This is a genomic window from Carnobacterium divergens DSM 20623 (assembly GCF_000744255.1).
GTDB lineage: Bacteria > Bacillota > Bacilli > Lactobacillales > Carnobacteriaceae > Carnobacterium > Carnobacterium divergens.
The window spans coordinates 1,113,310-1,124,138 of sequence record NZ_JQLO01000001.1; the positions used below are offsets into that span (position 1 = coordinate 1,113,310).

The window sequence follows — 10,829 nt, forward strand, 5'->3', positions numbered from 1 at the left end:
TTGCTTCCTCCTAGTTCGCTTTTTTTGTTTTTTTAATCGTAAATAATCCGATTAATGCTATGATAAATAGTCCAATATATAATGTGATGGAAGCTGTATCACCTGATTTTGGATTCGCTACTTTAGCAGTCGTTGCTTGCTCATTTACAGGAGTCTTGCTTTTATTAGCATCAGCTGTTGCTTCTGATGTAGCTGGTGCATCCACTTTAGAGCCGCCAGATATCAAAGCCGCACTATCCATTGCAAATTGCAACGTAATTTTATACTCGTGATGATAGTTCAAACTTTCGTTATCAATATCGACTTTTATTTTTGCATTCACCGGGGAAGCTAAGTCATTCACAGCAAATCGGGCCTTTCTTGAATCACTTGCTGCATCTGTTTGAATCACTTGTTCGGTTTGCAATCCACTTCCTGAATTTACCCATAATCCAGTAATCCAAGTGCTATGATTGACGGTCAGCTCAATTGATTGTTTCCCTCCAGAAACGATCAATGTTGCTGGTTTATCGAAATAGTCATTGGCCATTGAAACGGAATCACTGTCTCCTTGTAGTACCGTATAGTTAACGGAATAAGTTCCGTCTGCTAAAGCTGCTTGAGCTTTTTTAGGTGCTGAAAATGAGATGAACGTGAAAAACATCACAGAAACCAATACTAAAAATCTCTTGCTCATTGTACTCCTCCTTTTTGTTGAGAATCATTCTCACTAGATAAGTAAAAAAAAATCTCTAACCTTTTATTTGCATCTTAATGATAGCCATTTCATTATATTGAGAATGATTCTCATTGTCAATTGTTTTCTAAGCTCTTTTTTGTTTTTTAATAACAACAATTAATGGATTAGTAAACATTACTTACTACACAAAACTAAAAAAGAACCACTGAATTAACAGCGGTTCTACTTTTGGTTCTATGCCTCAATCTTCGTCCATTCATCAATACTTTTTCCATCACTATCCAATAATTCAAGCCAACTATTTGTACCAGCAAAATACAATAATAACCCTACTTCATTCACACTTTTTAACACAATGTCTTCTGTTGTTACAAAATCCTTTATTTTATCTTGATAATCTAACCGTAGTTTTTCTCCCATTTTTGCAGAAAAACCCACTGATCCATCTTTATTTAGTGGCGCTATGGGCATTAATTTAGCACCTGCTTTTAAAAGCATTTCATTTCTTTTTTGCCACAAAACAGTCGCTTTGCTTTCTCTGGTATCGACAAAGAACTCGATTTGACTGATTTCTTTCGTCCATTTATGTCTCGTTTTTGCAGACTTTGTTTTAGCTGGTTTTTCTGAATCTGCACTTGGTTGTAAATTGTAGCCAAATCGCTCGAGTACTATTAATAGTTCATCTTTGTAGTTTGTTGTATTTTTTTTATGACTAGTAGGAATTGTAAGTTGTTCTGTTTCGGTATTTTCTAACTTCAAGCCATTTTTAATTGCTTCTGTAATCAAATTTTTTTCTAAATAGGCAAGCTCAATTTCCCAAGGAGGTGTTAATAAAATCAATTTGTTGATCGTACTATTTTCAATAGTAATGACTTGTTCTGCTTTTCCGATTGAAAGAACTGTTCTATCTTTCAATAAAAAATAGATAACAGGCTGAGCAACAGTTACTTCTTTCTCCTTGACGTCTTGGATCTCAATTACAGATTGGTGATTGCTGAATTGAATCGTAGTAGCGTTTTTTGTGATCGCAACATTTAGTTTAATCTCGATGGTCTTTTCCCCCTACTTTTCTGTTGATTTATTTTTTTCTATTAATTTTCAATTTTTTCTATGACTGAAATTTATTATATCAAAAAAAGATTACAGAGCCTACACTAATATGAGAAATAACCTTAAAAATCGCTTAAACTCATTTTTTATATTAAATTATTTTTATTAATTTGAATGAAGATAAACAAATAATTTTTTATTATTTCACATAAGGTATTTCAAATGTTATAAAAACGAATAAGAAATTTTAATTGACGATTAAGATAAAACGGTTGAATAACAAAAATTATACTTGTAACCTTATGAACGTATTAAAAAATAAAATAAAGGTGGATGTAAAATGCAAACAAAAAAGCTAGTATTTATGGGAATTTGTTTATTTGGTAGTTTAGGACTTGGCGGGGAGTATCAAGCAGCAACTTCAACAGACAATGAAGGAACTTCTTCTATTACTGCACAACTAGATTCAACATTCCAAGAGGAACAAGTTGATTCTATCGAAAAAGCTAAATTGTTTACCAATGAAGGCGAAGAAACTGATATCACATTTAAAGACTCTACTTTAGAAAATGAAGTAAAAAAAGAATTGAATTTAACTGAAAATGAACATGTAACAACAGTTAATATTCTGAATTTACGAAAACTAGTTTCAAGTGGATCAGGAATTAGCGACTTAACAGGATTAGAGTATGCAAAAAATTTAATGCTGATTACATTTAATGACAACCAAATTGACTCATTAAAACCTTTAGAAAAACTAGAATTATTATCCAGTGTGGGACTTGAAAACAATCCAAAATTGACACTAGATGACGTTTTGGCGTTACCAAATTTAACTGAACTTAATCTATCGAACAATCCAAATATGAAAGATTTTTCAAAACTTTCTGTTTATTCTGAAATGAGAAATCTTTGGTTAAATAACTCTAATTTATCCAACATTGATTTTGTTGAAACCATGCATGTTTTAAAAGAAATTCATTTAGACAATAATCATTTGACAACTATTGATAAACTAGATAGTGATTTTTTAACTAAATTATTTGTAAACAATAATAATATTACCTCTCTAGATCATGTTAAAAATATCTCTCAAATTCAAAGTATTCTCATTGACAATAACGAATTAACTTCAATCATCAATCGACCTACATTGAAAGGCTTGAGTGCAAATTCAAATAAAATCACTACCTTAAATGATTTAAATGCTCCATTTTTACAGCAAGCTAATTTAGATAACAATCAAATCGATTCAGTTCATATCATCTCAGCTCCGTATTTATCTAACTTGTCGTTACGTTCTAATAAATTAGTAACATTAGATGGTTTAGAAAAAGCAACAAATTTAACTCAACTTAATTTACTCTCTAATCAATTGAAAGATATTTCAGCTGTTAAATCCTTACCAAATTTATTACGTCTCGTGATACAAGAAAATCCAACTATTATAGATTTTTCTCCAATATCATCTGCTAACAAATTGATTCAATTATTGGCAAACGACTCAAACGTAACTCCAGCTAAACTCGCGCAATTAGGAAGTTTGAACCAGTTACAACTACTAGCTGTTTCAAATACTAAAAACTTGGCTGATGATTCAAAAATATCTTCTTTAGATTTTTTAACTGATTTCCCTGCGCTAACGTTATTAGCAATAGATGGTCACTCCGTTTCTGATATTTCAAAAATTGGACAAACTAAAATTGAAACTTACAGTGCAAAAAATCAACAAATTAGACTTCCTCAAGTTGCTTTAGGGCAAAAAACGATTCTAAATCTTTTAGATAAAGATAATAATTTCCCTTCAACTATCAATTTTAATACTCCTGGGGAAATTTCAACTAGTCATCCATTAAAGACAAACTATGTCCAATGGCATCAAGTTGGTGAAAATTCTTTAGAATTTTCAAGTTCTGACGATACTTTCTCGGGTTCAGTTAATCAACTCGTTATAAAATAACGTCAAAAAAAGCCAAAATAAGTTTATTTTGGCTCTTTTTTTATCTAAAAATTATAAATTAATTTATATGAATACTCTTAATCTGACTTTTTCCTGTTCCAGACGAGATTACTTGTAACTGATCTGGTATACGATCTTTTAGTTCTTTGACATGACTGATAATCCCTACTAAACGGCCACTGCCTTCGATATTCATAAGTGCATCCATCGCTTCTTCTAAAGCATCTTCATCTAATGAACCAAATCCTTCATCGATAAACATCGTTTCGATTTGGATGCCTCCTGCGTGTTGTTGAACAACTTCTGATAAAGAAAGCGATAAGGATAGCGCCGCAATAAAACTTTCTCCACCAGATAACGTTCGAACATTTCGAATTCCGCCTGCATTATCATCATAGATATTAATTTCTAAACCGGTATCCGTTTTACGACTACCTTCTTCCCGATTCAAATCAAATAAATACCGATTATTCGTTAATTGCTGCAAGCGTTCATTAGCTACTATCAAGACTTCTTCCAAGAAATAGGTCAGTACATAACGTTCAAATCCCATTTTACTCTGATCTCCATCACCACTGGCAACGGCTGAAAGGTTCGTGATTTCTGTCAATAACTGCCACTTTTCAGCAGTGCTTGCTATTATTTTTTGTGCGGATTCAATAATGGACTGATTGGCTTTTTTCATTTGTTCTTGCACTATTTTATGATGCTCTTGTTTTTCAAGTTGTTCTTCTAGTTCATCTAAAACTTTTTCAATTAACTCTAATTCAGGTTTTTCTTGATTTTTTAATTGCTCTTGAACTTCTTGTAAGCTTTTTGAAATACGGTAATGTTCTTTTTCAAAATCTTGAATTTCTTTTTCTAATTGATCGCTATCAATTGACTCGCTTAAAAGCTCTTTGACGTCGTTTAACTGAACAAAAATAGATTCATTTAGTTGCTTTTGAATTTGTTCAGATAATTCATTAATACGAATTTCATTTTGTTTCACAGCTTCGTTAAGATGCTTTTCTTCATATGTTAATTTTTGGAACAATTGCTCCGTTTCGGCTTTTTGTCGCATTTTTTCTTGATAGGTCGTATCCCAATTTTTAACTTCTGTAGTGAGTTTTATAAGGGCTGTTTCGATATCTACAACCGTTTGATAATCTGTTGAAATTGATTTTCTTAAACTCTTTTCTTCACCGATTAATTGTTGAAGATTTAATTTCGAAGATTGGGTTGTTTGGAGCAATGTTTCTTTTTTTGTCTGAGTCGTTAGTAGGGTATCCGTAAGTGTTGTTAACTGTTTTTCTATTTGTTGATGCTCTTTTAAAACATCCTTTTTAGTTTCCAGTTTGTCGTTAATTGCTAATAATTGCTGTTGAATCAAAGCTAGTTCCCTGTTTATTTCCTGTGGTGGCTCAGCTGAAAAATAACTATCTGTTGCTTTCTGTAAGGCATCTTTTATTTTTATTATTTGACTGTTTTGTAATTTCAAAGTGGCCTCAATCGCTATTTTTTCTTCAGTTCGTTGGGCAACTTTTGCTTCAGCAATTTCTAGCTCTTGGGTTAATTCTTGACTTGTTTTTTGAGGGAGCGTTCCTAAATTTTCGATAGGATGTTCCTTAGAACCACATACCGGGCAAGGTTCACCATCAATTAAACTTTCACTTAATTGTAAAATTTGTATTTTTGCCCAATCACTTTTAATTTGTTTTAGCTTTTCATTGTCTTGGAACAACCGTTCATTTAACTCTTTTAATTGCTTGATTCCTCTTTTTACAAGCAACTCGCTTTCAGCTTGTTGGTTTTCTAGTGAACTAAGCTCCAATAACTTGCTCATCTTTGCATCTAATTGATAGCGTATTTTTTCTAACTCATTAAATGATTGAAGCATTTTTTCAAGGGCTGTTAGCTTTACACTCTTTTTATTTTTTTCTGTTTCAAATTCCATGATTTTTTGTTTAATTGAAGCAAGCTCTTTTTCTTCTGCTTCGATTTCTTTTGTTGTTTTATTTATTAACTGCATCAATTCATCGAGTTGTTCTATGGTAATTTTTTGCTGTTCTAATTGATTGATCTCGATTTTCTTAGTTGCTTGTTCCGGTTCCATTCGTTGAACATTTTCTAAGTCTAGCATTGCTCTTTTTAACTGTTGTTCTTTTTCTAATTTTTCTGAGGTTATGGCTCCTAATTTATTTTTCAACTCATCTTTTCCAACAATTAATTCTTCTTGTTTTGACAAGTTAAACTCTATTTTTTTTGCTTCTTTATATTCTAGCAATTGCTCTTTTTTTTGTTTTATTTCAGGTTCCTTATTTTTTAATTGTTCACCTTCATTTGTTAATCGTTCTTTTTCAGTAAATAATTGCACTATCCGTTGACTCATTTGCCATTTTTCAGTCACTCTCGCTTCTTCTTTTTTTAGCTGTACAATGTCTTTTTCTGTAATTAAAATGGCTTGTTTCAATTGATTTTGCTGCTGAATCAACGCTTCATATTCTTTTTGGGTTTTAGCTTGTCCCGTTTCAAAATCGATTGTAGGCTTAACCAGCCACTGTGCTTGATTTAAAATTAACGTAAACTCTTTTTCTTGATCTTTGATTTCTAAGCTAATTTCCTTTTTTTGTTCTTTCAATTTTTCACTAAATAAACGATAAGGCTCTGTTCCAAAAAGTTTGCGAAGTATCTTCTCTTTCTCGTTGCTATTCGCATTTAAAAAACGTCTGAAATCACCTTGTGGCAACATAATGATTTGTCTAAATTGTTCATCTTCTAGTTGCACGACTTCTTGAATTACTTGGTTTACTTCTGTTGTTTTTGAAAAATGATTTAGCTCAACTCCCATTTCATCATATATGGTAATCGTCGCTTTTGCTTTCACTTCTCGTGTGCCTTCTCCACGTTTCTTTGCTAATGTTTGTTCTGGAACTCTTTCAATTTGATACGTTTTATTTTGAGCTGTAAAAACAAACGTTACTTTTGTTTCTTGAGTAGGCTTTGCAAAGGTTGAACGCATTTCTTTTGGCTCACGGTTCAAACCATTTGTTCTTCCAAATAACGCATAACTCATACCATCAAAAATCGTCGTCTTTCCAGCACCCGTTTTCCCTGATATCAAGAAAATATGGTTTTGATAAAATGAAGTGAAATCGATGGTTTCATTTAAATAAGGACCAAAGGCTTCCAAGGTTAATTTAATTGGTTTCATTGCGTCTGATCCTCCTCTTCAATTTTTAATTGAGCAAAAATAGTCGTTAGTAAGTCTGTTTGTTGCTTACTTAAAGAATCTCCTGTTACTTCTTGGTAATATTTTTCAAACAGTGCCCTCGGGGAACTTTGCTGAATTTTCTCTTTATTCAACTGACCCATTTTGCTAAGTAACCCTGTTTTGTCTAACCGTTCCATTCCTAAGACATTTGGGTAAATTTCTCTTAACCGATTCATTGCATCAGGAATAATTTGAGTATCTTTTAGTTGAATAAATAAATAATCGTCTTTTTTTTGTGTTTCATAATAATCTCTTGCTGTCAGGTCATCAAAAAAACCTGTTAAAACTCGCAATGATTTTGTTGACTCAACGGGATAGAAAGTGTTTTTTAAGTTCCCCTCATCTGTCAACTCAATTAGTTTAAATCCTTTTGCTTGATTTGCTTCTGAGACTGAAAATTTTAATAATGTTCCTGAATATTGAATCCGTTCATGGCGGCTTGCATTTGGATTATGCAAATGCCCTAATGCAACATAGTCAAAATCTTTAAATACACTTGCTGAAACTTGATCCAATCCCCCAACGGTTACTTCTGTTTCAGAATCTGTTCTTAAACTCCCTGCAACAAATAAATGAGCAACTAGCACCTGATGATAATTTGGGTCAAAAGATTTTTTCATTTCTTCAACAACGCGTTTTGCTGCTAATTCATGTGTTGTAAGACTGGAGTCACCAAAATAAAGCCTCGCATCAATCGGTTCAAAATACGGCAGTAAAAAGAACTGCGTATTGCCGAGAACAATCGGTTTTAAACTATCTTCAATTTTTGTAACTAAGTGAAAATTCAGAAACTCATACCACGGTCCTCCTGTTGCTAAACGTGTACTGCTGTCATGATTTCCTGATACAACAAGCAAGGGGATTTTTTGAACAATATTTAATTCCATTAACATTTTATTTAATAGTAAAACTGCTTCTGCTGGGGGAACAGCACGGTCATATAAATCTCCAGCAATCACGATTGCATCTACTTTTTCTTTAACGGCAACTTCTACTAATTGTCGATAAACTTCTTCTTGTTCTTTTAACAATTGAAATCCGTGGATTTTTTTTCCAATATGCCAATCAGCTGTGTGAATAAATTTCATCATTTTTAACTCCTGTCTTTATCCTATTTAGTATACCAAAATACCCCTTTAATCGGAGAGTTTATTTTCCTTTGAAAATGACTATCTTTCAAATTAAACACTTGCTATCTGTTTGATTTTCTTGCATACTATTAACTATAAAACGACTTTTTAAAAGGTCGCTTTTTTAAAATTACTATTGCTTAAATAATGATTTTATTTAATTATGAAAGGTTGAGTGCAATTGTTCTATCGTTTTGTTCGCCAAGTGGCTCGTTTTGTAGTATTTGTTTTAAATGGAAACTCTCGTTATCAACACAAAGAACGAATTCCAACTGAAGGTTCTTATATTTTAGTAGGGCCTCATCGAACCTGGTTTGACCCTATTTATTTTGCTCTGGCAGGTAGTCCAAAGTGTTTTTCATTTATGGCTAAAGAAGAGTTATTTAAAAATCCGATTCTACGTTGGATTATGGTTCATGCTAACGCCTTTCCAGTAAATCGTGAAAATCCAGGACCTAGCGTCATTAAAAAACCAGTGAAAATTTTAAAAGAAGGAAAGTTAAGTCTTATTATGTTCCCTAGTGGTACCAGACACTCTTCTGAATTAAAAGGAGGCGCTGCTACAATTGCTAAATTAAGTGGGGTTCCATTAGTTCCAGCAGTCTTCCAAGGTCCTTTAACCATTAAAGGGTTGCTTTCTCGCAAACCAGTAACGGTTAATTTTGGTGATTCGATTTACATTGATCGCAAAATGAAGTTAGATAAAGAAAGCTTAAAATTGATTGAAGATCAAATGCAAGCTGCTTTTGATCAATTAGATTATGAAGTTGATCCATCATTTAAATACGAACCTAAAAAATAACATCTTAAAAACGTTAAATCTAGCTTAGTTAGCTAAATTTAACGCTTTTTTTATTTTCTTCCCAAAGATGGATATCGCTCTTTTATCCGTCTATAGGCAGTTTCAACAGAATCAGGTATCGTCACATAAGCATGAAAATTTTGTCCATTTGGACCATAGCCCTCTCGTGTATCTGCTAGTCTTGGAAATTCTCCCATAACCAATGATATAAATCTTGAAATATCCCATTGATTGCTTACTACATTTTTTTTAAAAACCAAATTTGCTCCTCTCATTTCTACTAGAGGAATAAATGGAGCATAATTGATGACTTTAGTCTTTGTTTTAGCAAAATGTTTTCTAAAACAGGCATCTGCTCTTCTTTGCATTGTAGGATCTTGAACTAAAAGAATTTCTTTTGGAACTTCCATAACATTTTTTATTAACCTCAGCGCTTCTATCGCATTTTCACCACCATTAGTTGATCTTGTTTCAATAAAAATATCATCAGCTGGAATTGATTCATAATGAATAAGCATTTCTTGAAATAATTCCGCTTCTGATTTATTTGCTGAGTCAATCCTTTGATAAGTGGGATGTTGTCCCATTAATTCTCGAAGTAAATCCGTTGTGTGACCTATTCCGCCTGTTAAAATTATGTTTTCTACTAATCCTTTATGATAACTATTAGCTACTACTTTACTTGTGTAAGGCAACCCATTCCCAGCTAAAACAAGTGTTTTAATTTGTTTTTTTCCACATTCTTTTTCTAGACTTTCTTTTGATAATTCATCAATGTTTCGATAAGCTAAAAAAAGTATTAGTTCATTCAAATCTGTCACTAATTGATTCATCGTCATTGTGCAAACTCCCTTAATTAATATGTATTACCCTTTTTTATCAGTATACACAACACGCCTATAAAATCATAGTGCTACTATCGTGATGTCTTATAAGACATAAAACTTTATTTATCCTTGAAACCTTGATATTATGAAATTCTTAAAATACTTTTAATTTTTCCAAACTAATAAAATACAGAAAAATACCTTTAGTGTTACAGTTTGTTAAATATATGCTATAATCAAATAAAAAAGGAGTATCGCGATGTTAAGTAAAGAACTGATTTCCACCATAAAAAAAGAATTATCAGACCTAGTTACAAACCTAGATGAATCGAATGTACATAGCACATGTAGATCATTGGGACACTATATAGGATTTTTAGAAAACGGCCACGCTCTCCACTTAGATGTTACTTTAGAAGCCGTTCAAACGATGCCTCATGAACAAATTATTGAACTGAAAAATACCCCCTATGAGAAAGCAACTGACTTAAGTTTCTCTTGGTTAGCTAATAACGACGATGAAGTGAATTCCTTTTCTTCAAAACATTCAATTAATCCTAAAAGTATTATTCAAGAAAAAAATTCACCCCGAAAAAAACAAGGGCGTACTTATATAGGCAAACTTAATCGTCAACTAAAAGGTGGTTTTCTAGCTCCCCATAACAACGTCTATGTACCTGAATCCGTTATCCGCAGTCAAGGCTTAAATCACAACGACTCTATTGAAGCTACATTACTTTTTAAAACACCTGAAACTAAGCGGAATAAATATGATTACAGAGTGATTGAACGAGCAAATAATCATGATGGAGAGAAACGATTACAATTAAATCATTGTATTGTAAAATATGATCCTACCATCAATCGTTTTTATTTCGATTCAACTTTGGACGACACTACGATTAGTCATCAAAATAAGACGATGAAATTTTTGCTAAATGATTGGGATACTGAACCTTTTTTCATTAAAGAAGGCGATATTATTGATTATGCTTTTTTTGAAAATGATTGTCAAAAAGGACGTATTTGTTGGAAACATGGTAACCCTGAAACAATAAAAGATGGCAATCATTCATTTATCCACTAATAAAAAAACTTTTTCAAACAGAAGGCATGGGAGTGCTCTTG

8 protein-coding genes are annotated in these 10,829 nt (G+C 32.3%); 3 read left to right on the forward strand and 5 right to left on the reverse strand.

Features of this window, described 5'->3' with window-relative positions; genetic code table 11:
• Positions 1 to 10 precede the first annotated feature (10 nt).
• Positions 11 to 676, reverse strand: coding sequence for a heme uptake protein IsdC (gene isdC / locus BR52_RS05425; protein ID WP_034570043.1), 666 nt, complete (start codon positions 674 to 676; stop codon positions 11 to 13).
• A 237-nt stretch (positions 677 to 913) separates the two neighbouring features.
• The gene (locus BR52_RS05430) at positions 914 to 1,729 is read right to left on the reverse strand and encodes a hypothetical protein (protein WP_034570046.1); all 816 of its coding nucleotides are present in this window, start codon (positions 1,727 to 1,729) and stop codon (positions 914 to 916) included.
• Positions 1,730 to 2,069: 340 nt separating this feature from the next.
• Here BR52_RS05430 and BR52_RS05435 point away from each other — a divergent pair, with 340 nt between their 5' ends.
• A complete protein-coding gene (locus BR52_RS05435) occupies positions 2,070 to 3,689 on the forward strand; it encodes a leucine-rich repeat domain-containing protein (protein ID WP_034570049.1) in 1,620 nt (539 codons plus the stop codon).
• A gap of 58 nt (positions 3,690 to 3,747) precedes the next feature.
• Here the strand turns inward: BR52_RS05435 and BR52_RS05440 are convergent, their stop codons facing one another.
• On the reverse strand, positions 3,748 to 6,882 hold the full coding sequence (locus BR52_RS05440; protein ID WP_034570052.1) for an AAA family ATPase: 3,135 nt from the start codon (positions 6,880 to 6,882) through the stop codon (positions 3,748 to 3,750).
• Positions 6,879 to 8,030: an exonuclease SbcCD subunit D gene (locus tag BR52_RS05445; RefSeq protein ID WP_034570054.1), complete on the reverse strand. Its 1,152-nt coding sequence runs from the start codon at positions 8,028 to 8,030 to the stop codon at positions 6,879 to 6,881. The genes BR52_RS05440 and BR52_RS05445 overlap by 4 nt, the downstream gene beginning before the upstream one ends.
• Positions 8,031 to 8,253: 223 nt before the next feature.
• Here BR52_RS05445 and BR52_RS05450 point away from each other — a divergent pair, with 223 nt between their 5' ends.
• Positions 8,254 to 8,874 carry a lysophospholipid acyltransferase family protein gene (locus tag BR52_RS05450; RefSeq protein ID WP_034570057.1) on the forward strand — a complete coding sequence of 207 codons (621 nt, stop codon included), beginning with the start codon at positions 8,254 to 8,256 and terminating at the stop codon, positions 8,872 to 8,874.
• A gap of 50 nt (positions 8,875 to 8,924) precedes the next feature.
• On the opposite strand, the gene BR52_RS05455 is transcribed toward BR52_RS05450, so the two are convergent.
• Positions 8,925 to 9,713, reverse strand: coding sequence for a YdcF family protein (locus BR52_RS05455; protein WP_034570060.1), 789 nt, complete (start codon positions 9,711 to 9,713; stop codon positions 8,925 to 8,927).
• A 247-nt stretch (positions 9,714 to 9,960) separates the two neighbouring features.
• On the opposite strand from BR52_RS05455, the gene BR52_RS05460 reads away from it, so the two are divergent.
• A complete protein-coding gene (locus BR52_RS05460; protein ID WP_034570062.1) occupies positions 9,961 to 10,788 on the forward strand; it encodes a hypothetical protein in 828 nt (275 codons plus the stop codon).
• The last annotated feature ends 41 nt before the right edge of the window (positions 10,789 to 10,829 follow it).

Bases quoted from the DNA above. Each gene is read 5' to 3' on its own strand.
- isdC (WP_034570043.1), bottom strand. From the start codon at position 676: ATGAGCAAGAGATTTTTAGTATTGGTTTCTGTGATGTTTTTCACGTTC.
- BR52_RS05435 (WP_034570049.1), top strand. From the start codon at position 2,070: ATGCAAACAAAAAAGCTAGTATTTATGGGAATTTGTTTATTTGGTAGT.
- BR52_RS05440 (WP_034570052.1), bottom strand. From the start codon at position 6,882: ATGAAACCAATTAAATTAACCTTGGAAGCCTTTGGTCCTTATTTAAAT.
- BR52_RS05445 (WP_034570054.1), bottom strand. From the start codon at position 8,030: ATGAAATTTATTCACACAGCTGATTGGCATATTGGAAAAAAAATCCAC.
- BR52_RS05455 (WP_034570060.1), bottom strand. From the start codon at position 9,713: ATGACGATGAATCAATTAGTGACAGATTTGAATGAACTAATACTTTTT.
- BR52_RS05460 (WP_034570062.1), top strand. From the start codon at position 9,961: ATGTTAAGTAAAGAACTGATTTCCACCATAAAAAAAGAATTATCAGAC.